The organism is Microcystis flos-aquae FACHB-1344 (assembly GCF_014698375.1).
In the GTDB taxonomy this organism is placed as follows: domain Bacteria; phylum Cyanobacteriota; class Cyanobacteriia; order Cyanobacteriales; family Microcystaceae; genus Microcystis; species Microcystis aeruginosa.
In genome coordinates this window covers 1-24,497 of the sequence record NZ_JACJSW010000101.1, presented here as the reverse complement: position 1 = coordinate 24,497, position 24,497 = coordinate 1, and the positions used below count along the sequence as shown (strand labels likewise).

Annotated in this window: 13 protein-coding genes and 1 tRNA gene; 3 read left to right on the top strand and 11 right to left on the bottom strand. The window is 41.5% G+C overall.

Features of this window, described 5'->3' with window-relative positions; translation table 11 throughout:
• Window positions 1–34: 34 nt before the first annotated feature.
• Window positions 35–3,796: a tetratricopeptide repeat protein gene (locus tag H6G48_RS08160; protein ID WP_190720853.1), complete on the bottom strand. Its 3,762-nt coding sequence runs from the start codon at window positions 3,794–3,796 to the stop codon at window positions 35–37.
• 83 nt (window positions 3,797–3,879) lie between these two features.
• Here H6G48_RS08160 and H6G48_RS08155 point away from each other — a divergent pair, with 83 nt between their 5' ends.
• Window positions 3,880–4,989, top strand: coding sequence for an S-(hydroxymethyl)glutathione dehydrogenase/class III alcohol dehydrogenase (locus H6G48_RS08155; protein ID WP_147069306.1), 1,110 nt, complete (start codon window positions 3,880–3,882; stop codon window positions 4,987–4,989).
• A 393-nt stretch (window positions 4,990–5,382) separates the two neighbouring features.
• Window positions 5,383–7,257: a penicillin-binding protein 2 gene (gene mrdA, locus H6G48_RS08150; protein WP_190720849.1), complete on the top strand. Its 1,875-nt coding sequence runs from the start codon at window positions 5,383–5,385 to the stop codon at window positions 7,255–7,257.
• Here mrdA and H6G48_RS08145 read toward each other — a convergent pair.
• From H6G48_RS08145 to H6G48_RS08100, 10 genes are all read right to left on the bottom strand, one after another.
• On the bottom strand, window positions 7,254–8,060 hold the full coding sequence (locus H6G48_RS08145) for a radical SAM protein (RefSeq protein ID WP_190720847.1): 807 nt from the start codon (window positions 8,058–8,060) through the stop codon (window positions 7,254–7,256). The genes mrdA and H6G48_RS08145 overlap by 4 nt on opposite strands.
• A 19-nt stretch (window positions 8,061–8,079) precedes the next feature.
• Window positions 8,080–8,171 (bottom strand) — tRNA-Ser (locus tag H6G48_RS08140).
• Window positions 8,172–8,232: 61 nt separating this feature from the next.
• Window positions 8,233–8,940 (bottom strand): DevA family ABC transporter ATP-binding protein, encoded by a 708-nt coding sequence (locus H6G48_RS08135; protein WP_069473818.1) that lies wholly within the window; start codon window positions 8,938–8,940, stop codon window positions 8,233–8,235.
• A gap of 20 nt (window positions 8,941–8,960) precedes the next feature.
• Complete coding sequence (gene devC, locus H6G48_RS08130; RefSeq protein ID WP_190720844.1) at window positions 8,961–10,124, bottom strand: ABC transporter permease DevC; 1,164 nt, start codon at window positions 10,122–10,124, stop codon at window positions 8,961–8,963.
• Window positions 10,125–10,146: 22 nt separating this feature from the next.
• Complete coding sequence (locus tag H6G48_RS08125) at window positions 10,147–11,454, bottom strand: ABC exporter membrane fusion protein (protein ID WP_190720841.1); 1,308 nt, start codon at window positions 11,452–11,454, stop codon at window positions 10,147–10,149.
• Window positions 11,444–12,649 (bottom strand): acyltransferase family protein, encoded by a 1,206-nt coding sequence (locus H6G48_RS08120; RefSeq protein WP_190720839.1) that lies wholly within the window; start codon window positions 12,647–12,649, stop codon window positions 11,444–11,446. The genes H6G48_RS08125 and H6G48_RS08120 overlap by 11 nt, the downstream gene beginning before the upstream one ends.
• A gap of 25 nt (window positions 12,650–12,674) precedes the next feature.
• Window positions 12,675–13,001, bottom strand: coding sequence for a DMT family transporter (locus tag H6G48_RS08115; protein WP_002798831.1), 327 nt, complete (start codon window positions 12,999–13,001; stop codon window positions 12,675–12,677).
• 72 nt (window positions 13,002–13,073) lie between these two features.
• Window positions 13,074–13,952, bottom strand: coding sequence for a class I SAM-dependent methyltransferase (locus tag H6G48_RS08110; protein ID WP_190720836.1), 879 nt, complete (start codon window positions 13,950–13,952; stop codon window positions 13,074–13,076).
• Between the two features lie 56 nt (window positions 13,953–14,008).
• Entirely contained in the window at window positions 14,009–15,334 is a 1,326-nt protein-coding gene (locus H6G48_RS08105; protein WP_190720832.1) for an aminotransferase class I/II-fold pyridoxal phosphate-dependent enzyme, read from the bottom strand.
• Window positions 15,335–15,346: 12 nt separating this feature from the next.
• Entirely contained in the window at window positions 15,347–23,059 is a 7,713-nt protein-coding gene (locus tag H6G48_RS08100; RefSeq protein WP_242034576.1) for a type I polyketide synthase, read from the bottom strand.
• A 1,007-nt stretch (window positions 23,060–24,066) separates the two neighbouring features.
• Here H6G48_RS08100 and H6G48_RS08095 point away from each other — a divergent pair.
• Window positions 24,067–24,357, top strand: a complete 291-nt coding sequence (locus tag H6G48_RS08095; RefSeq protein ID WP_190720825.1) for a DUF2288 domain-containing protein — start codon at window positions 24,067–24,069, stop codon at window positions 24,355–24,357.
• Window positions 24,358–24,497 lie beyond the last annotated feature (140 nt).

Here is a 24,497-nt window from a genome sequence, read left to right as displayed (position 1 = left end):
GCCGCAAACACGCAGCCTACGCCCAAAACCCATTCTAACCCTCCAGCAAACCCCGCACCTCCTCAACCCCAACCCCGAAAACAGAAGCAATACCGACAAGAATCCCCTCATCTTGCGTTTGCCGATAAAGAGCAACAAGACAAGGCAAAGAAAAGGTTTGTACCCCGTAACCATCCTTAAATTCTGCCCAAATTTGTAAGGCTTGCAGGTAATAACTTTTGGCTTGGCTCAATTCCCCAACTCCTTCCGCTACCATTCCCAACTGGTGCAGGGTTCCGGCTTGGGAGTAGCGATCCCCATATTCAATCTTGATCTCAATAGCTTGCAGGTAGTAGCTTCGGGCTTGCTCCCATTCCCTCAATTCTTCCGCTACGATTCCCAACTGGTGCAGGGTGCTGGCTTGGGAGAAACGATCGCCATATTCAATGAAGATCTCAATAGCTTGCTGGTAGTAGCTTCGGGCTTGCTCCCATTCCCCAACTCCTTCCGCTACCCTTCCCAACTGGTGCAGGGTTCCGGCTTGCTCATAGCGATCCCCATATTCAATCTTGATCTCAATAGCTTGCTGGTAGTAGCTTCGGGCTTGCTCCCATTCCCTCAATTCTGCCGCTACACCTCCCAAATTGTGCAGGGTTTTGGCTTGCTCATAGCGATCCCCATATTCAATGAAGATCTCAAGGGATTGCTGGTAGTAGCTTCGGGCTTGCTCCCATTCCCCCAATTCTTGCGCTACTATTCCCAACTGGTGCAGGGTGCCGGCTTGCTCATAGCGATCCCCATATTCAATGAAGATCTCAAGGGATTGCTGGTAGTAGAGCCGCGCCTGCTCCCATTCCCTCAATTCTGCCGCTACGGCTCCCAAATTGTGCAGGGGTCTGGCTTGGGAAAAGCGATCCCCATATTCAATATAAATCTTGAGAGCCTGCTGGTAGTAGAGCCGCGCCTGCTCCCATTCCCTCAATTGTTGCGCTAAATATCCCAACTGGTGCAGGGTTGTAGATATGTAAGATTGTTTTGTCCTTTCTTCTATTTGACTTAGTGATTGATATGCTTGCAAAGCTTTTTCATAGTAATTCTTGGCTAAGTTATATTGTTTTATGTCTAGCAGTCCACTTCCATACCTATGAAATGCAAATCCCATTTCATAACCAAACTCAGTTTGCAAAAATTCAGGAGGATATTTTTCTATCGATTGGCACAAACTCTCCATGAATTTTGCTCTAGTTACTGAATCAGAAGTGACTTTATAGTAATTATCTAAGCAAGTAAAAAATCCAAAACTTTCCTGCTTCTCCAAACAAATCTGCAACGCATTGAACAGATTTTCATACTCCCAGCGACAGAACAATATCCCCCACTGCTTCTCTTGCGGATTTTTGGAATTTAGTAAGTTACCATAATAACCTGCCAAGTCTCGGTAATGATTCTTAAAACCCTCCCAAATTGCTGCTTGTGTCTCTGGTGCTAATTCCTTTAACTTCGTCTTCAGGAAGTAGGGAAAAATGGGCTGGATAGTCAAAAAACTCGGCAATTCTTCACTCATCGGCGAAAGCAAACCCCAATGAATCGCTTCTTCAATCGCTGCATCAAATTGGTCAAATTGATAGCCTTGTAAAGGTTCTAATTGCTGTAGTCGTTGGCTATATTGACGAATAACACCCCTGAAAATAACCCCACTAAAAGGCGCTAAACAGAGTAACAACTTCTGCGCCTCCTCCGACAAATTACTGTGGGAATATTCCACACACTTGATGATATTATTAGTCTTATCCTTATCCCCCACATTAACTAATTCCGCCAACTGTAACCCTTGCCAAATCTCCTCCGGTGACTGTCGCTTCAGATTCGCTAATACCACTTCCATCGCCAACGGATATCCCGCCAACAACTTCATCAAGCGTTTAAAATAATCATCCTTTTTAATCGCATTTTTCCGACCCTTCGCCTGACGTTCTAAGATTCTCTCCGCTAATTCAGTTCTCGACTCTTGGTCTAATCCTTGTAAGTGATAGATATTCTCCTTAAAAGTCCTGCGTTGCAGCCAAGTTTCCTCACTGCGAGAACCCAAAATTACCTTCGTTTTTCCCCCGACCAAATTCTTGAGAAATTCGGCGATTTCTTCCCTCTCATTCTCCGGTAAAGTATTCTGAATTGCTAACGGTTGTCCCGTCACCGACTCCAGATTATCTAAAATGAGAATATACGCCTCACTGCGGAGTTTTTGCTCTAGTTTCTTTACCCGCGCTTTCAGGTTCATCGCTTGGAAACTCGCCTGTTCAAAACGATTATAAATTACCTGACCAATTTCATGGACAATCTGTTCTAACGTCCAAGCTTTTCTATCATAACCAAAATAGAAAATATGGGTCGCCCAGTTGGTTTTCTGCCACCATTCTCGTAGATAATTGAGTAAAGTAGTTTTTCCTGTCCCTCCCATTCCTTTGAGTAAAAGGATATTATGTTTCAGCAGCGCCTTTTCCATTTTGAGAATTTCTAAATCCCTGCCGACAAAGCCGTATTCTGGTAAAGGAAAGACATATTGATTGCCGATATGTTCCCAGTATTTTTCTTCCTCTTCTGGAGTAAATGGACGCAAATTGAGATTAATTTTACCGCGACAATAAATCACCGGTAATAACCAATCTTCTAAATCTATTATCGTATTATAATAGGCGCGGCGTTGCTTATTATTGAATAACTCTAACCGTCCCTTTCGCATCGCTTCCGTTAGGTCTTTTCCGTTCAATAATTGCTGATAAATTGGTTTCATCATCAACTTAGCTGCAGAAACCGTCACCGAATATCCCATCGCCACCACTGCTTGCATTCCCGCAGTCATCAAACGACTCCCTAAACTGGTTTCCCGATAGTCTTCTGATTCCTGGGGAATTTGCTTTGCTGACTGACAAGCATTGAGAATACAAATAGGGATATTTTTCCCAGTGAGTAAATTCGCTAATTCCGTCGCTTCTACCGGAGTCGCTTGACCTTTTTCTTCTCCTTCCAGAAACAGAAAAGCTTTTACTCCCTCATATTCTGCTAAATCCTCCAGTCCCCATCCCCTTTGATAGCGCCAAGAATCCCCGTGAACCTGTCTTTGGTACTGTTCATATTCCATTAATCCGCCATGAACATCGAAATGAATAACATGATAGTATCCTTCTCCCTTCTCATCCAGATGTCTGGTTAGTGATTCATAAGTTCCGGGACGCAAAATATCAATTTTTACCGGTATTTCACTACTATTTACCAGTTCTACTAAAGGACGGGAAATCGTGCGATAGTTAACATCAGATTCCTCATTAGGACGCGCAATCACCACCAGAAGATTGATAGTAGGATAAGTGGCCATTTGCACCGGGACAACTGTAGCCCCTCGACGCTGGCGGGAGATGATACAATCTATAGAAAAGGGACGCGGTAAATCAGGATCTTTCAGCGCTTCCCAATGTAAAGCTTGAAATTCTGGCGACTGACTTTCGATGATAATTTGCAGTTGACTTAACTGCTTTCGCAAGTCTCGATATTCCCCATAAGCATTTAAATTACTCTGGAAAACCTGTTTAAATAGGTTTTCGCCATAGTTTTGGACACTGTTGGCGGCTTTTTGCGCTTTATCCGTCTCTAGCGTCGGAAATACTAACCATTCCTCAAAGTACCATTCTAGGTCTTTTTCTTCTTGGTTAGTAAAGGGGTCAGTAACCGTAATTGGGTAGCTGTTACCGCTATCAAAATTGAGAGTAGCAGTAAAGCCACCATCGTTAATTCCTTCTTCGCGGATGGTGAGGACTGGCATAGAGATAAGTTGAGAATTGTTCTATTACAACTCTTCAGCAGTTTAACGGTATTATACTGGAAAAAACCTATTGCTTTGAGCCTATGGATGTTCGAGCGGCAGTTGCCCTAGAAGCAGGAAAACCCCTAACTATTGAAACGGTAAAATTAGCAGCACCGCAAGCGGGGGAAGTGTTAGTAGAAATCAAAGCCACGGGAGTTTGTCACACCGATGCCTATACTCTCTCTGGGGCCGATCCTGAAGGCTTATTTCCCTCAATTTTAGGTCATGAGGGGGCTGGAATCGTGGTAGAAGTGGGAAAAGGTGTCACTAGCCTAAAAGTGGGGGATCATGTTATTCCCCTATACATTCCCGAATGTCGTCAGTGCGAGTACTGTCTCAGCTTTAAAACCAATCTCTGTCAAGCGATTCGTCTTACCCAAGGTCGGGGAGTAATGCCAGATGGAACCAGTCGTTTTTCCCTCGATGGTCAGCCTCTTTATCACTACATGGGAACCTCGACTTTTGCTAACTATACCGTACTGCCGGAGATTTCCCTGGCCAAGATTCGCCCCGATGCTCCCTTTGAAAAAGTCTGTTATATCGGCTGCGGAGTCACTACAGGTATCGGTGCGGTGATTAATACCGCTAAAGTGGAACCGGGGGCAAAAGTGGTGGTTTTTGGTCTGGGAGGTATCGGTTTAAATGTTATTCAAGGGGCCCGTTTGGTGGGGGCCGATATGATTGTCGGGGTCGATATCAATCCCCAGAAACAAGCTTTAGCGACCAAATTCGGGATGACTCATTTTGTTAATCCCCAAGAAATCGAGGGGGATTTAGTGGCCTATCTGGTGGATTTAACTAAAGGTGGGGCCGATTATAGTTTTGAGTGTATCGGCAATGTCCAGATTATGCGTCAAGCTTTGGAATGTTGCCATAAGGGTTGGGGTGTTGCCACTATTATCGGTGTAGCTGGGGCCGGCCAAGAAATTAGTACCCGTCCTTTTCAATTAGTCACCGGACGCGTCTGGAAAGGTACGGCTTTTGGTGGAGCGAGAGGACGTACAGATGTACCAAAAATAGTCGATTGGTACATGGAGGGCAAGATTAACATTGATGATTTAATCACCCACGTTCTACCTCTGGCAAGGATTAACGAGGCTTTTGACCTGATGCGCCAAGGGGATTCTATCCGCAGTGTGATTACATTTTGAACAGGGATAATGTTAAATTGGGTTAAGAAATACTTGACAAACTTTTAACTATATGTATGCGCCAGTTTCCAGGCTCTCTTTAACTTACTATAGAAGCGCTCAATCTTTGTGTCCTCTGTGTCTGGAGTGGTTCCTTCCACTCCCAGTATTTACTCCGATTTTGTTAAGATATATTGCGGATACCCTGAACTTTAGTAAACAGAGGAGCTAAATCACCTAGTATTGCGTCCTTTTCAGTAAGCAGTAAACAGTGAAAAGACAGTGGCAAACTACTATTTAATACTGCTCACTTAATACATACTGCTCACTTAGAACTCAAATCTGATAACTGATAACTGATGACTGATAACTGATAACTGCCCTAATAACTTTTAAATTTTTAACTTTAAGCAAATGCGTAATAGCGGACTCCTATCAAAAACCAAAGTCAAACTGAAACGGAAAAAAACGCTCACCTCGCCGACGCGGCCAGCGCCGAATAAATTACAGAATAAAATCAAAGATAAAGAGCGTCTAGTCGGTCGTCAGCGTCAGTCATGGCTAATTATGGGCTTAATTAGCCTTGTCCTGCTAGGAGGAGTCGGCTCACGATTGGCCTATTTACAACTGCAGCAAGGACAAATTAACCGAGAAAGGGCAGAAAATAACCGGATTCGCATTCTTCCCAAACCCCCAGTCCGGGGCAACTTATTCGATCGCAATGGCAAAGTTTTGGCTACGGCCCGCTTAACCCATGCGGCCTATATTTGGCCCAAATCCCAGCGTAATCCCGCTCAAAAACTCAATCTTGACCGTTTAGCCAGTATTTTAGGCATTCCCAAAAGCGACCTAGAAAAACGCATTAACGAAGCGGACGAAAACCCCTCCACCCTGATCCGCATCGCTAGGGGTTTAACTCCGGCTCAAATTATCGCCCTAGAGGAATACAAAGACGAATTAACCGGCATTGAAGTGGACGTGGAATCAGTGCGCTACTATCCCAATGGTAAAGTCGGGGCGCATATTCTCGGTTATACGGGGGAACTAACCCCGGAGGAATATCAAGCCAAAAGACCCCAGGGCTACCGATTGGGAGATGTCCTCGGTAAAATGGGTGTGGAAGCCGCCTACGAGTCAAAATTGCGGGGAGAATGGGGAGGAATGCAGTTAGAGGTCAACGGATCGGGACAAGTAATCCAAATTCTCGGCCAAAAAATTGCTAAACCGGGGCAAGATGTCACCCTGACACTAGATTTAAAACTCCAAAAAGCCGCCGAGGCCGCTTTAGGAAAACGCAAAGGTGCGATCGTGGCGATCGATCCCCGGGATGGTTCCGTGCGGGCCATGGTCAGTTATCCTAGTTTTGATCCCAATGTTTTCTCAGCCCCAATTACCACCGCCACTTGGAAAAAACTACAAGCGGAGGGCAACCCGTTTGTTAACCGCGCTCTGCAAGGATTCCCCCCCGCTTCCACCTTTAAAGTCGTCACTGCCACTGCTGGCATGGAATCGGGTAAATTTCCCCCCAATACGGTCTTAAATACCTTTGCTGCCCTTTATGTGGGGGGGACAGCTTTTGGGGAATGGAATCACGCCGGTTTTGGTCCGATCGGTTTTGTCCGGGCCATGGCCATGAGTAGTAACACTTTTCATGGTCAAATAGGTCGCGGGGTGGGGGGACCGGCTTTAATTGCCATGGCTCGGCGCTACGGTTTCGGTCAGAAAACCGGGATAGAATTAGCGGAAGAAACTCCGGGGTTAATTGCCGATCGCGATTGGAAACTGCGTAATTTTAAAAACTGGGATTGGTCTGTAGGGGATACGATTAATATGTCGATCGGTCAAGGATTTACCCTCGCAACTCCCCTACAGGTAGCTGTGATGTTTGCTGTCCCCGCTAACGGTGGTTTTTTGGTGAAACCGCACCTTTTACAGGATGCCCGGGATGTTAAGGAATGGCGCAAGTCTTTGAACATGAAACCTAGCACCCTAGACACCCTGAGAAAGTCCCTGAGAGCCGTGGTAGCGGAAGGAACGGGGCGGGCCCTATCGGACCCCGCTTTACCGCCTGTAGCGGGCAAAAGCGGCACGGCAGAAGCACCTCCAGGCAAGTCCCACGCTTGGTTTGGAGCTTTCGCACCCTTCGACAAGCCCGAAATTGTCGTGGTCGCCTTTGCGGAACATTCCGGCGGTGGTGGTGGTAAAGTGGCCGCACCTATGGTACGTCAGGTAATGGAGGCTTATTTTAATGTGAAGCCGAAAGAAGAAAAACCCCGGCCGAAGCCTTAGAGACCTGTGGCGGTAAGCGGCACACAGCGCACGGTAATTCCCGTGGCCGTGGCGATTTTTTGCGCCCAAATTGCCAATATTTCAGCGTTTACGGGTTTGAGAATTTGCATTCCGTCGGCAGCGGTGAGGGGATTATTACCGCGGGTTTCTAATTGTCTTTGTCTGGCCCGGGGACGGGTCGGGGTGTTAAGTTGAATTTCATCCGGTTGTAGCTGTTGCATCAAATCGATATACTGGTCTTGCTCTTGGGGCGACCAAGAGGCCAGTAGCATGGTTTGAATTGCTAGTTTTCCCGACCATTCTTGGCGAAATTGTCTTAATCCCCACCAAAGCTCCTGCCAATCCAGACCGGAGACCGGACGGTTAACCCGTCGCCATTGGGCCTCGGAAACAGCATCGATTTTAGCGGCGACGATATCAGCTTTGCTCAAGTCTTGACGCACTCGGGCATCTCCCAAGAGGGTACTATTGGTTAAGACCGCCACCGGCCGCTCGGTTATTTCCTTGACGGTGGCCAGTATTTCCCCTAAATTGAGGGCGAGGGTGGGTTCCCCGCTACCACTGAGAGTGACTATATCCACGTCCCAGGGGGCAAAGGCACTTAAATCCCTGCTAATTTGTTCGCTGGTGATAAAAATTCTTCGTTGCTCGGTTTTTTGCTCAATTTCTCCTAACTGACAGTAGGCACAGTTAAAGGAACAGGTGGAAACTAAACCAATCGGATCAATGCCCAGAGAGCTGCCGAAACGCCAAGAGGCAACCGGACCATATACGGAGCAGAAATAATCCTGGCGAGCAGTCATCGAACCTACCCAAAAAATACGGAGAGGGAGGGATTCGAACCCTCGGTACGGTCTTACGATTCGTACAACAGATTAGCAATCTGCCGCATTCGACCACTCTGCCACCTCTCCAAGATGACATTACTTTAGTCTAACATGAAAGGCCGATTTTTGGCAAGTAATTTTTGGGCAGTTAATCCCCTAAACGACCATCCTCCATATTGACAATGCGATCGGCGATGTCGAAAATCCGGTTATCGTGGGTGACAAGTAAAATCGTGCAACCTTGTTCTTTTGCCAATTTCTGCATGATTTCCACCACATTGCGCCCGGATTGTTTATCTAAGGCCGCGGTCGGTTCATCAGCGAGGACTAATTTGGGATGACTGACGAGGGCGCGAGCGATCGCCACTCGTTGTTTCTGTCCCCCAGACAAATTTTCTGGGTAATAATCGACTCGGTTTCCTAAGCCAACTGTTTCTAAGATCGCTTGTGCTTTGATGTCTAAATCTTCCTGAAGAAATTCTTCATGAAGTTCCAGAGATAAGCGAACATTTTGTTTAGCAGTCAGAAAACTCATTAAATTATGTGCTTGAAAAATATAGCCAAGTTGTTTACGAAGCTGGGTTAATTGGTTTTTGCTTGCTCCATATATTTGTTGTCCCAAAATTTTGAGACTCCCTTCTTGAGCGGAACGTAACCCCCCCATCAGAGTTAGTAGGGTAGTTTTGCCGGAGCCGGAAGGACCTGTTAAGATGACAATTTCTCCTAGATTAATATTAAGAGTAATATCAAATAATACCTGTTTACGCAGTTTTCCTTCGCCAAAATAGTGGTTAAGAGAATTGATAGATATAACAGGTTCTAATGAAGTTACAGATTCAATTTGCAGCATTTCCATAGTTGTAACTATCCTCGAAACTAAAAAATATCCGCTGGGTCAGCAGAACGCAGTTTATTCATGGCGATCGCGCCAGAAACAGCACACATAGTAATTGTCAATATTAATACCATTACAGCGCGTCCAAGTTTCATCATAATTGGTAATTGAGTAGCACTTGAACCAACTTGATAGAGTCCTAAAGACAGGAAAAAGCCGGAGATATAACCCAAAATAGCTAATAATAAGGCAGCTTGCATTAAGACACCAAGTAAGTAGCGATCGCTGTAACCCATAGCTTTCATAGTAGCGTATTCTGGTAGATGATCTGACACATCAGAATAAAGAATTTGATAAACAATCACAATACCAACAATAAATCCTACTATCACCCCTAAACTAAAAATGAAGCCGATTCCTTGAGCGCTCCAATAATGAATTTCATTTTGTGCCAATTGAGATGGAGTAAGTAGTTTTACATCTTTGGGTAAATTTGCTGTAATTTTTGCTTGAATTTCTTGAACATTTACTCCCGGTTTTAATTTAATAAGACCCATAGATATTTGCTCAGGTTTATTATCAGGAAAAAGGTTAAGAAAAGTTGAATCACTGGTAATGACATTCCCGTCAGTTACAAAGGAAGCTCCTATATTAAATAAACCAACTACCTCTACAGTTTTATCATTAACTTGGATTTCTAGATTTTCTTGCTGTTTGAATAAATCAGTAATTGGTCCGTATTCTGGTCGAGAACTTTGGTCAAATAATACCCGATTAAGTAGTTTTAATTTTGTTTGATTTTCCTCAAGTTCTACTAAGGATAAAGGTGGGTTAACTGGATCAATGCCCCAAACTAAAATAGTACGATTAATCTCAGTTTGAGGATTACGCCATTGAGCAAAACCCATATAGATAGGCAACACTGATTCAACTTGTTCATAGGCGAGGGTTTGAAATAATCGCTCTCTGGGAAATTGTTTAACTATGTATAGGGTTTGAAACTGAGAGTTAACTAAGACTAGATCCCCTTGTAAAAGTTGATAAGATTTTGCGGATCCATCAAACAAAGCATCTAACATTCCTAGTTGGAAAAACATCAGAATATCAGCAAAGGCAATTCCTGCTATTGCGACGAAAAGACGAATTTTTTTCTTCATTAGCTGATGCCATGCTAAGGGAGTTTTACGGAACAGTTGTTTGAGCATATATTGACTTAAGATTAAGGGGTTAAGAATTGGGATTTTTTACTTTTATTTCTACTTGTACTTGCAAATTAGTTAAGCCAGCTACTCGCTTACTATCTTGGGAATTGAGGCGGATTTTGACTTCTATAACTCGGCGATCCATATTTTCTCCCGGCTGACTACTAAAGACATTTTGCCTATCGACCTGTAAACCAATTTGTGAGACAGTACCCTTTAATTTACCCGAAAAAGCTTGGCTAGTAATGACAGCTTGTTGTCCCAGTTTCACTTTATCAATATCAGTTTGATACACCTCTGCTACGGCTACCATGTTATTATTTTCTGCCAGTTCTACTAATCCAGAATCACCAACTTTTTCACCAACTCGCGCGTGAATTTTGAGAATTTGTCCGTTAATAGGACTCTTGATATAAACTTGATTTAAGTTGGTTTCTGCTTGTTGTAAATTAGCCAAAGCGTTATCAACTTCCGCTTGAGCAATTTGTATATCAACTGGACGAACTTCAGCCACTTGATTAAGGGTAGCTTCTGCTTGTTGAATTTGCTGTATTCCTGTTGCTTTAGTACGCTCTAAGCTAGCTTGAGCTTCGGCGATTTGTTCTTGATAAGTAGCGAGAATACGTTGAAGATTAGCTTGAGCTTCTTTTAGACTCTCTTGCAGGGTTTTTTGATTGAGACATTTACTATCATAATCAGAACTAGATACGACTCCATCTTGATATAACGTTTGATAACGTTGACATTCAGTTTTAGCATTTTCTAGTTCTGCTTCTAACCGAGAAATTGTCGCCTTTTGTGTGGCTGTTTCTCCCTGTAACTGTGCTTGTAATTTGGCTATAGTTGCCTTTTGTTCCCTAGTTTGTCCCTCTAAATCAGCTTTAGCCTTTTCTACCGTCGCTTTTTGAGCATTAATCTCTCCAACCTTTGCCCCTGCTTTAACTTGAGATAAACGTGCTTGAGCTACTTTTAACTGTTCTTGATTTTGTTTAACTACTGATTGTAAGCGGTTACGGGAATCTAAAATTGCTATTATTTGTCCAACTGATACTTTCGACCCTTCTTTAACTAATAATTGTTCTACACGATCGCCATTTAAAGGCAAAGGAACATCAAGACGGATAACCTCACTTTCGGGTTCTAATCTTCCCAAAGCAGCTACTTTTGTAATAGGGAGTATTGTTGCTTTTGATTCAGAGGGATGTGAATTATTCCATCTGAGAGGCAAAACTTGATAAACTATACCCACACTGGTGATAGTCGTAGTAATAACAGCGATAGCTAAAATCCAGTGCCAAGAAGGAAAAGATTTTGAGCATAAATTAAGTTTCATAGCTATTTCTTTTGTCGTTATTCACTGACCGTGAGCGACGATTTAAAAAAGGACGTTCAAAGAACCGAAAAAAGATTAAGGAAAACCCAATAATCAGGGGTGGAGCAATTACCAATAGCCCGAAAAATTCTGAAGCCTTATCCAATCCTAATGGATGGAGAAAATACTGCCAAATCAGTTGTAAAAGAGGGGCATGAATTAAATACAGACTATAGGAAAAAGTTCCCGCAAAAACAAGAGGTTTGAAACAGAGTATATCTTTGATAAAATTTGGTTTCAGACTTGCTCCTGCAACCAGTATAGATAGAGTAGCAAACGCACATAAGTTATCCAAAAATGCTAAGTTTTGTTCAACTTTATCAAATCCCCACAAATAACACAAGCCGATAATTAATAATCCACAAATTACGGCGATAATTTGACTAGGAAAATACTCACGTATTTTGATCCATAAACTGTCTTGAGAAAACACAAGAGTTGCAGCTAAGACTCCTAAAGTAAAATCGAAAAATAAACCGATATATTGGGGAGGCACATCTTCGACATGAGCCGCCTCAAGAAGTAAGATAATTGTGTAGGATAAAAAACCTACAGCAATTGTTGTTCCCAAACTTCCCAAGCGTTGCCAACTAAGGATAATTAGGGGAAAACAAAGATAAAGTTGCCAAATTACAGCTAAAGACCAAAACACATAATTAACTTGGACAGGGGCAATAAAATCTTGAAGCATTAACAAATCGGCAATTACTCCTAATCGAGTCACGGGAATACTAATATCCCATTGAGAGCCGGTTTTTGTCCCGATAAAAATATCGATCAGGAATAGAGAAAATAAAAGGGCAAAATAATAAGGTGGTAAAATCCTGTGGGAACGCTTTTTGAGAAATTCCACCGTTCCTCCCGGCAAAGTTCCATCTCCTTGAATAACAGGTAACATTAGGCAAAATCCAGAAAGGAGAATAAAAATAACAACAGCAAAATGTCCATAGTACAGCCAACTGGTTAGAAACAATATTAATCCTGTTGGACGTTCATAATACCCTAAAGGTTCTGCATCTGCTGGCCAAATTTGATACCATATATGGCTTACTAAGACAAATAAAGCAGCTAGACCTCGTAGTCCGTACAAAAAATTAGAGTATTGTTTAGGTAATACCTGTTTATTTAGAGGATAGTTATCATTGTTTTTTCCCATTTTACATACATCCCTTAATTAATGTTTAATGAAGTTTCATATTAAGGTTTAAACCAACTACTCCGATAATAATCCAAATAATTGACACAATTTTTAGAGGACTTAGATTTTCTTTAAAGATCAAAAATCCTAACACTGCAACTAGAGCCGTTCCCAGTCCTGACCACACAGCATAAGCAATATTCAAATTAATACCTCTCAGGGCGACTGTAAAGATAGACAAACTGGCAACATAACAGACTAAAATTAGGGCAGATGGTAGAAGATTAGTGAATCCATTCGATAATTTCATGCAGGTTGTCCCTGCTGTTTCAAATAAAATAGCAATGATCAGATAATACCAACTTATCATAAGTTAAAATCTCCTGGGCAAAAAGCTAAAAAAAGCCAGATATTGATGCTATATCTATCTGGCTAGGTTGATTTAATTCTTGAGAGCTAATAAGGCACAGAAATCATGTTTGACTAAAACAGGATTTTGAGACTCAAATCGCTGTTCAGCATACTGAATAAAAGTCTGAAAAACTTCAGATACTAAATCCGGTCGTAACGCATTGATAAAACCGGCTGATGCTCCAGATTTCAACATATAATCAGCTACTTGCTCTCCATTAGTACAAGGAATTATAACTTCTCCATTCCATGCCTCTTGTTGCTCAAGATTATTCTTACAAAAAGCCTTAATCAAGTAATCTTTATCCTTAGGAAGATGAAGATCGATATTCTTGGTCATAGCTTGGGGATAATCCATCAAAACTTGGGTAAAAAGATCGGAAACGTCTTTGAGAGAACAAGCCCGATTTTCAATGATTCCTAAAAAACCTCCCGGTTTTAATACTCTTTCTATCTCTTTACTCAACTTAGAATGATTCATGTAACAAATTCCCCATCCACAAACTAAACCATCAAAAGATCCACTAGACAGATTGGCTAAAAATGCCAGAGCATCTGATTGAATAAAATCAATGTTAGTGAGATTCTTATTCAATGCTTTCTCTTTATTTTTTTGAAGCATTCCAGTAGAAAGATCAACCGCCGTAATTTTACCTTCTTGACCAACTTTTGTAGCTAATTTGCTCGTAAAAAACCCTGTTCCACAAGCTAAATCAAGAATACATTGTCCTTCTTTAACAGGTAATTTTTTCCATAGTTCTAAAGCACTACTACCAAGATATTGAGAGTAGTAATCATCGTAAGAAATAGCTGCCTTGTCATAATCAGCAGTCTGATTAGATTTAACTTGGCTAAGTTTGACTTTAGCAACTTGATAGAAAAGTCTTGGCATTTTTAAAAGCGCAGTCATTTTTTTACCTCTGAATTGAGAAAACTAAGATATTTAGATTAAGCAGAAATCACAACCTATAAACTGTTGTGAATTTTTTTTAATTCATCAGCAACCGTTTCAACCGTAAAACGAATTTGCTCTTCGCTATGGGTACAACTAATGAAAAAACGTAATCTTGCTGTTTGTTCAGAGACAGCCGGATAAATTACCGGTTGAACATTAATACCTCTCGAAAAAAGAGCTTGAGACAGTTGAATACATTGCAAAGAATTGCCAACAATCACGGGAATAACAGCAGAATCATCGCTTAATCCTGTATTAAGTCCCCTTTCTTTGGCTAACTGGAGAAACAGTTTTGCCCGTTGATGCAAACGTTCTACACGCTCAGGTTCTACATTTAATAATCGAATGGCAGCTAAGGCAGCAGCGGCATTAGGCGGGGAAATGCCAACACTATAGACAAAACCGGGAGCAGTATATTTGAGATACTCAATCAAAGCATGGTTGCCGGCAATATATCCACCACAACTAGCGAAAGATTTACTTAAAGTTCCCATCCATAAATCTACATCTGTAGGGTTAACTCCGAAATATTCTCCAATACCATGTCCTGACTTTCCAAGTACACCAATAGAGTGAGCTTCATCAATCATTAAAGCCGTCTTATAACGTTTCTTAAGTTCAATAAACTTAGGTAAGTTGGCAATATCACCATCCATGCTATAGACTCCTTCAATGATAATCAAAGCTTTTTCATAGCTGGAACGTTTGTCTTTAAGAATTTGTTCGAGAGCTTGCCCATCATTGTGAGCAAAAGAGAACAAATTTGCTCCTGAATAAAGACAACCCTGAACAACGCTATTGTGACTCAGTGCGTCATAAACAATCAGATCATTGCGTCCGAAAAGATGACTAATAGTAATAACATTAGTAGAGTGTCCTCCCACATAAACGATCGCATCTTCTACTCCCAGTAAATTAGCAATTTCCTGTTCTAATTCTCGGTGGATGGGTTTTTCCCCTGATGCTACACGACTAGCTGAAACAGAAGTTCCATAACGATCAATAGCATCTTTGGCTGCTTGAGAAACCTTGGGATCTCCTGACATTCCCAGATAGTTATAGGTTGAATAATTAATCAATTCTTGCTCACCAATTTGAGTAATATTGCGAGCTACTCCTTGATGAATTTTGAAGTAAGGGTTTTGTAAACCAATTGCTTCAAGTTGCATCAATTGCTGCTTCATTTGCTGGTAAGCTGGCTGTTGATCAAAGTTAGAAAAATCAACTAAAGTAACTGGGGCTGAATTAGCTTTTTCCTTTTGTTGTCGCAATTTTTCAATGAGTTGAAGTTTTTGCTGAGAGGAAAGATTAGCTAGAGTTTGGCTAGTATTAGTCATTTTCGAATCTCCTTAATTAGATGATATAGAACTTAAAAGAACATCAAGTTCCTGATCCGTTAACTGGTTTAGTTGAGCTAACAACTCCTCAGAAATTTGCTCTTCATCAACTTGATTGATTACAGGGTCAGGAGAAATGGAGACTTTCTCTATTAATTGTTCATTCACGAAAATGGCTAGAGTGGTAACAGTAACATCTTCAGGAAATTTAGTTAGAGGAATATCAACTCCCAAATCAACACTTAGCTTAGTTTTCATTTCAACAGTCATTAGGGAGTCAAAACCAATTGTTTTTAGGGGCTGATCTAGATGAATTTGAGCAGCATCTGTCCCTATACTCTTAGCAACTAAACCTTGAATGTAAGCAAGTAAAAGCAAAATCCTCGAATCACTGGAAGACTCTTGCCACTGAGACAGAATTGGCGACTGAGTAGCTGATAATCCATCATATCCTCCTACATCTTGGGCAATTTGAGTCAATAGAGGAATATTAAAGGGATAAGATGCTATAAATTGTGGCCAATCAACGGATAAAACCCCAATTTGAGCTATATTTTCTTGAATTAATTCACCGAATATCTGTAACCCTTGCTCAATTCTGATGGGATTAATGCCTTGAGCAAAAAAGCGATTGTCTAAATTGGCTGCCATACCCACTCCAGACCATGGACCCCAGTTAATACTTAGTCCGGGTAGTCCTAAACTCCGGCGATAGTGAGCTAGAGCATCCATGAACGCATTAGCTGCGGCATAGTTACCTTGACCCGGTGAACCCATTAATGAGGCTATGGACGAGAAACAGACAAAGAAATCTAAAGGTAGATCCCAACTAAAACAATGTAGATTCCATGTTCCTGTTATTTTGGGAGCCATAACACGGGTAAAACGTGGCCAATCTAGTTGTGATAAGAGTCCATCATCTAACACTCCTGCTGCATGAACAATTCCACGCATAACGGGTAAGGATACTGTCATTTTCTGGAATAATTTTTGAACATCCTCTTGTTTAGAAACATCAGCCTTGATGATAACTACCTCAGTTCCTGCCTGTTTCCATTGTTCAATCAATGTGATAGCTTCTGTATTTGGTTCACTTCGTCCAGTGAGAACTAAATATTTAGCACCTTGAGAAACCATCCAATCAGCTATTTTTAATCCTAATGCTCCTAAACCCCCAGTAATTAGATAGCTGCTATCAGGGCGTATTTTCTCTTGTTGACTTGTGCTGTGGGCACTATGTCGCACCAGTCGAGAAACATGACGGATTTCTTGACGATAAATCACCTGATTTTCGCTGTCAGGAGCTAATATTTCCGCTACAAGTAGGGATTGGTTAGCATTGGGTGATGCTTCTAGATCCACACATACACATTGTAATTCTGGATGTTCTAGGGCGATCGTTCGGCCAAGTCCCCATAAAGGCGCTTGTTCAATAGCTAAGGATGTGTCTGAGGGTTCTAAAGTTTGTGCACCTTGAGTAACTAACCACAGACGGGGTAAATTTGTACCTCGTTTTTGAGTTAAAGCTTGAACTAGAGACAAGACACTACCACAGCCTATTTCTTGCGCCTTTTGTAAGGCCTCTAGAGATAAATCTGTAGATGAATTATTCTCACAACTCCATAAATGAACTATTCCTTTTAAGGGAGGTTTATTTTCTAAGCTCTCTTGGAAAAGTTTGGTAAAATCATCAGTAACAAGAGGATTAACTGTATAACTTTCTGGGTTTAGCTTTTGATAGTGAGAGCCAACAGAAACGAGAATACAGTATTCACCTAATTGTGTTAGTTGATTAGCTAAAGATGAACCCATTCCATCACCCTTGGTAAACAGTAACCAAGTGCCAAGATTTTCTGCTCCGGTTAAAGGTAAGTTCAAATCACGGTTTTGTGGTCGCCAGACTATTTCATATAACCAGTTTTCTGTCTCCTCTTTTTGCACAACTTGCCCCAGTTTTTGAGAACTAATACGCTTAACTGATAATCCTTGAATTTCGGCAAGCAGTACCCCACTGTCATCAAATAAGTCCACATCTGCGGTGATGGTTTGGGAAGGCTCAGAAGAGTCTTGATTTAACTTAACTCTACTCCATAGATGAAGGGGTACAGAACCATAGACTTGATATTGCTTTAAACCCACAGGTAGGTAAGCATCGCCAGAGTCTTCTCTTGATAAAGCCGCCCCTAATACTTGTAAACTAGCATCCAGTAAAACGGGATGTAATTTGTAGTTACAAGCTTCATTAACTAAGGGTTCTGGTAACTGAATCTGTCCGAGAGCCATTCCTTCATACTGCCACAGGTCTGTAATGGCTTGAAAACTTGCTCCGTAGTCCATTCCTCGTTGTTGTAATTGTTGATAATAATCTTCAACATTTACGGATTCAAGAGAATCAATTGATAAGTTTTCTAAGTTGACTGGACTGGGTTGAGTAATATCTGTTACTTTGATAATTTTACCCAAAGTATGAAGTGTCCAAGAATCGCCAACAGGATTAAGACTAAAGATTTCAAAGGTATAAGTCTGGGAATCTTGAGGAGTCAGAATTAACTCGATGTCTTTGACTTGATTACCCTCGAAAAATAAGGGATGCTCAATCTTCACATCTTCTAGGCTGATTGAGTCGGATTTAAAAACATTGATCCCGGCGACAAGAGCCATTTCTAAGTAAGCAGTAGCAGGGAAAATAGTGGTTGCTTGAATCTGATGGTGTTGAATATAATTGGGACAATCTTGACTGATTTGAGATTCAAAGATAATTGGTTTTAGTGGCAAATGTAACCGTTTTCCTATTAAAGGATGAAGATGTCCATTGCCATTGCTAGAGTATAACTCAAATTGCTGAGTACCCTGAGGATTGTTGTGAGAAATATGTCCTTTACCATTGGTTGACTCAACTCTTGTAGTGGAGCAGTCGGACAATATACTGCCATGGCAATACAATTGTCGGCTAAATTTATAAGTTGGCAGACTCAAACGATGATAGGAATAATCTTTTGAAAATCCAGTCCAATTTACAGGTGTTCCTCTAACATATAATTCTGCCAAACTTTGTAACATTTGTTGCCAATCTGATTTTCTAGATCGCAAACTTGGCAACCATACTCCCTTGCCTTCTGGAATACAATGACTTCCCATTCCTATTAAAATGGGTTGGGGACCAATTTCTAGATAAACCTCATAACCGTGGCTCGCTAGTGTATTCATTCCTGCGGCAAACTCTACGGTCTGGCGAATATGATTCACCCAATAAGAAGGCGTAGCTATTTCGGCTGTCGCTATTTTACCAGTGACATTAGAAATTAAGCTAATATTTGGTTTTGAGTAGGTGATTTCTCGGGCAATTTTGGCAAACTCGGCCAATATTGGCTCCATCAAAGGTGAGTGAAAAGCATGAGACACTTGTAAGGTTTTTGTCTTCACCCATTCGGTATCTAAATTAGCGACTACTGCATCAACGGTTTGACTGTCCCCAGAAATAACAATGCTAGATGGCCCATTAATAGCAGCGATAGAAACCTGTTTTTCATAAGAAATAATGGCACGTCTGACAGTTTCTTCGTCGGCAGTAACTGCTACCATTTTACCGTTAGAAGGTAATGCTTGCATTAAACGACCTCGATAAGCGATGAGTTTTAACCCATCTTCAAGACTGAACACCCCGGCAATGCAAGCGGCCACATATTCTCCTACACTATGACCCATAACTGCACTAGGTTCAATACCCCAAGATTTCCATAATTGAGCGAGTGCGTATTCTATGGCAAATAAGGCGGGTTGGGTGTAAGCTGTTTCATCTATGGGTGAGTTCTCTCCCTCTTGAGGATAGAGAATAGATAGCAAAGGTTTGTCTAAATAGATACTAAGAATCTCTTGACAGTGTTCAAGGGTTCTACGGAAAGTAGGTTGAGTCTCATAAAGTTCCCGGGCCATATTGATATATTGTGACCCCTGACCTGTAAAAAGAAACGCAATTTTCTGGTGCTTCTGGTGCGATAGTTCACCGGTCAAAATTCCCCCAGCTTCTTTGCCCTCAATAATAGCCTCTAACTGGGATTGTAATTGAGTTAAAGACTCAGTTTGAATAGCTAAACAATGATGAAAATGCGAGCGCCCCACATCAGCACTAAAGCAAAAGTCTTGTAAGTTGATTTGCGGATTTGCTTGAAGATAATTGTGATAACTTGATACTAATTCTCGCAAAGATGACTTAGTTTTAGCGGTAATAGTCAAGATAGCAAGAGATGGTTTATTTTGCTCTTGCTCCAAGGTTTCTGGAACAAATTCTTCTAAAATAACATGAGCATTAGTGCCACCAAAACCAAAAGAAGATACCCCAGCTAATCGCCCTTTTTTACCCTTTTTCCAAGGCTGTAATTGAGTAGGAATAGATAAGGAAGTTCCTTCTAGAGAAATATAAGGATTGAGTTTTTGCAAATGAAGGTGAGGAGGAATTTCACGATTTTGTAAAGCGAGGCAAACTTTAATCAGTGCGGCAATTCCTGCGGCTGCTTCGAGATGACCAATATTAGTTTTTACAGAGCCGATCCAACAGGGCTGATCTAATTGACGCTCCTCCATTAATACTTCTTTGAGAGCATTAAGCTCAATCGGATCCCCTAAAGATGTACCTGTACCATGAGCTTCCACGTAGCTAATATCTTTGGCGCTTACCTGAGCTTTGGCTAAGGCTTTTTTAATAACAGCTTGTTGAGCTTGTTTATTGGGTGCAGTTAGTCCATTACTGTGACCATCTTGATTAACTGCTGAACCGCGAATAATTGCATAAATGCGATCGCCATCTTGAATAGCCTTCTCTAGGCGTTTGAGGATAACCACCCCACAACCTTCGCCCCTTACATAGCCATTAGCACTTTCATCAAAGGTTTTACAGCGACCATCAGCGGCTAACATCCCTGCTTTTGAGAAATTAATAGTTAATTGGGGAGATAGCAGCAAATTTACCCCAGCTGCTAATGCGAGATGACATTCCCCATCTGTTAAGCTCTTACAAGCTTCGTGGACAGCAACTAACGAGGAAGAACAGGCCGTATCTATAGCTAAACTAGGCCCATGGAAATCTAGAAAATAAGATAAACGATTAGCCGCCACACAAAAAGCGTTACCCGTGCCATAGTAAGTGCCTATAGACTCATTATCTTTAGATAACAAGCGAGCATGATCATCACTACTGATGCCAACAAATACACCTGTTTGACTCCCTGCTAAAGTTTCGGGGGCAATACAAGCATTTTCGAGAGCTTCCCAACTAACTTCTAAGAGAAGTCTTTGCTGGGGATCCATTTCCACTGCTTCCCGAGGTGAGATGCCAAAAAATTGAGGATCAAAATCATAAACATTATCTAAAAATCCACCATTTATGGGGTTTAAATTGCCCAGTTCTTGATGATTCCATCTTTGAGAAGATAATTCTGTTATTGCATCCCCTCCTTGGCGTAATAGTTGCCAGAATGCGTCTGGAGATTTAGCTTGAGGAAAACGACAGCCAATACCGATAATAGCGATCGGCTCATTTTGAGGTTGTGATGAGGTTTTTTGAGCGACTGTGGATGAAGTTGTAGCTAGAGCTTCAGAACTTAATCCATTTAGGGCTAAATAGTGAGCAACTGCATGAATGCTAGGATATTCATAAACCAGCATAGGAGATACACTTTTCCCGAGCCATTGCTCAAGCTCTCCCGAAAGACTTACTGCCGCTAAAGAACTCAGTCCATAACTTGCTAAGTCTTGTTGAATATCTATTTTTTCTGGTGCTATTTGCAAGCTCTCTGCAACTTTTTTAATTAGCCACTCTTCAATTGCTTCTTGAGTATCGGACACAATTTGATTCTGACTGACCTCAGAGAATTCTTCAACAACCTGATAACTTTTGACTTGTTTTAGCAGAGAGTTAATATCTGATTTAAGCTGCTTAAATCCATTCTTATGTTCAGGATTTTTACTCCAATCCCCAATCACATTAAGAGTTCCTGCTAGAAAACTAGCTCGGCAAGCTTGACGTTGAATCTTGCCACTAGATGTCTTGGGAATACTTGCTGTTTTCAGCAGTACCACAGCATAAACATCTAGTTGATGTTCTTCGGCAACAGAGCGAATAATTTGCTCAATTACCGCTGGTGAGTCTAATTTACGCAGATAGCTTCGTTCGACTTCTTGAACAACTACTAGCCTTTCTTGACCAGCAATTTCCACTGAAAATACTGCTCCACACCCTTGCCGCAATCCCGGGTGACTTTTTTCGACGGTGGATTCAATATCTTGAGGATAATGATTACGTCCCTGAACAATAATTAAATCCTTGAGTCTTCCTGTGATAAATAACTCACCAGCCAGTAAAAATCCTAAATCTCCTGTCCGCAGAAATGGCCCAACCTGGGTATCAGCTAAATAAGCTTTGAAAGTTTCTGCTGTCTGTTCGGTTCGATTCCAATAACCCTGAGCTACACTATCACTAGATACCCAAATTTCTCCTATTTCCCCATCTCGACATTCAGTTAAAGATTCAGGATTCACAATTACAATTTTTTCTGATAACCAAGCGTGACCACAACCAACTAATAATTGAGCATTCGGGTGTTGAGAGTTAATAGTAACGGCACTATTTTCTAAAAGAGCTAATTTATCAACTGCTGCAATCACAGGAGATTGGCTTTTAATTCCCCCCGATACAAATAGAGTAGTTTCAGCCATCCCATAACAAGGATAAAATGCCTCTCTCTTAAAACCATAATCAGCGAAAGTATTAGCAAATTTTTCTAAGGTAGCCGCTCGAACAGGTTCGGCCCCAGTAAAAGCTACATCCCAACAACTTAAATCCAGATTTTCTCGCTCTTGAGGTTTAATTTTATCAGCACATAATTCGTAAGCAAAATTAGGACCGCCACTACTGGTAGCGTTGTAGCGAGAAATAGCCTGTAACCATCGGAGCGGTTTTTGGATAAATGCTTCTGGAGGCATAATCACACAAGGAAATCCGACGTATACTGGTTGTAATACGTTACCAATTAGTCCCATATCATGGAATAGTGGCAACCATCCTACACCAATAGTTTCGCTTGTATGTCCAAAGGCAGAAGCAATCAGTTTTTCATTATGAAGTAAATTTTTATGACTAACCATAACTCCCTTAGGCATACCTGTGGAACCAGAAGTATATTGTAGGAAAGCTATGTCCTCTAAAGAAAGATTCGGTTTTTGCCAGTTTTCTGCTTGCTTATCCGGGATGTTATTAGTAGCTAGGCAAGGTACTGTTACTAACTCAGGGTCACTCGAAAATTTTTCCTCAATAGTACTTAATAAGGATGTAGTAGTTAAGGCCAGTTTGGCTTGAGCATCTTTAGTTATTGCTTGTAGTCGAGAGAGCTTTTGATTACGTCGGGGAGGATAAACGGGAACGGCAATAACACCCGCATATAAACAGGCAAAGAAAGCAATGATAAATTCTTCCTCCGATGGATAGAGCAATAAAGCTCTTTCTCCCGGAAACATTTGTAACTGAAGTTGAGCCGCCAAAGCTTTTGCTTTTTGCTCTAATTGCTGATAAGTCAGTCTGGCGGTTTCTGTTTCTCCATTAGCCAAAAAGATATAAGCTGTTTGCTCGGCTTGCTGCAATGCTCTATGGTTCAAAATATCTACAAAAGTAGAAATGTCCTGAAAAATTTCGCCTTCGCCTTGAGATTTTGACTCTACAGACAGATCAAGCATTTTTTCCTCTACAACTGATTTCTGAAGTTCTTTTAACATAAAACTAATTACAAAGCAATCGCACGCACTTCAACATAACCTGACAATTGAGAATGGCAAAAAGTCTTGCTGATACAGGGTTTTGGCTTTTGATTGAATATTTGCTGGTTCTTCGTTACTTGGTATGGTTCGATAGGGGGGCATAAATCGACTAAATCCTTATCTGGCAAAAGACTCAATTGATTAGCTCGTTCTAGATAGAAAACAATTGGCAAAAATCGAAGCAATGTCTTTCTATGTAAGGGTTTTATCCTTTATAACCCCCCTCCATTGCATAACACAAACCGAAGAACCTATTTGCTTTAGTATTGCTTACGTCAGGTTTATGACTGTTTCGTTACAAAGCAAAAGTCTGAAACGTTTGCATGGTCAATGGTCGAGGCCAAGCTGTATCTGTCAAGAGGTCTTTTTATGCGATTACCCTATCCCTCCTCTGGGTCTACTTTACCTAAACTCAATAAAGACTGCTTACTGTTTTTTATTTTTACCGCTCCCATTTTTATTCTAGCGGCTTACCCTAAGTAAAAATACTTAGTTAAACAAAATTTAATTATTTAATTGTCAAGTCCGGTAGTAATTTTGTAACCGTTCAGGAGAGGTGTCAAGCCGCCAGTGGCATTGACTCTGTGGAAGGACTCTCTTGGGGCAGCAGAGAAGGAGAAGCACTGCCTTTCCCAGGGGCGCAAATCGTTTCGGTCATAAGGTTCTAAGCACAATTAATTACACATCTGAGCCGTCAGCCGTCAGCTTTTTCAGTGATCAGTAAACAGTGATATAGCGTTTCCTGTTCGTAAGAGGTACATTATCGATGTTGAAAAGCTTAATCAGCAAAGGTTTAACTGTCACACACGGGTGTGAGAACCGCTACAATTACTATAGATGGAAGGAAATCGGCTGTCCCTTTGCCTGTATGCTAGAAAGAGGAGCTAATTCGTTATTGAGCGAGCTTTTTCGCAAGGATTGACAGTATGGGTAGTATTCACGATCAGTTATTAGAGGAATTAGCCGAAGTGGAGTGGAGTGACTTGATCCCCCATGCTCAAAGGGATGCGCTGATCCTGGTTTCCGATTCCCTCAATTTAATCGAAGTGGCAGAAGCGATCGCTGGTGATCAGGTTGCTCAAGTGCAGAATTGGATCGGGGAAAAACTACTGGAAAAACCGACACAGGAGCAATTAAGCGATTGGAATTCCCATCCCGATAACCTTTTTAATACACTAATCGTGCAACCTTTTGTGTTAATTCAGACCATAGCTTAGATAAAACCAAACCCCCCAATCTGGTGAGATTGAGGGGTAGGAAAGAATAATCCTGGCATCGAGCTATTGTCCCGGTCGGCAACCCGACAAGTATCTTGGCCACGGCGAAGTTTCACAACCGAGTTCGGGATGGAATCGGA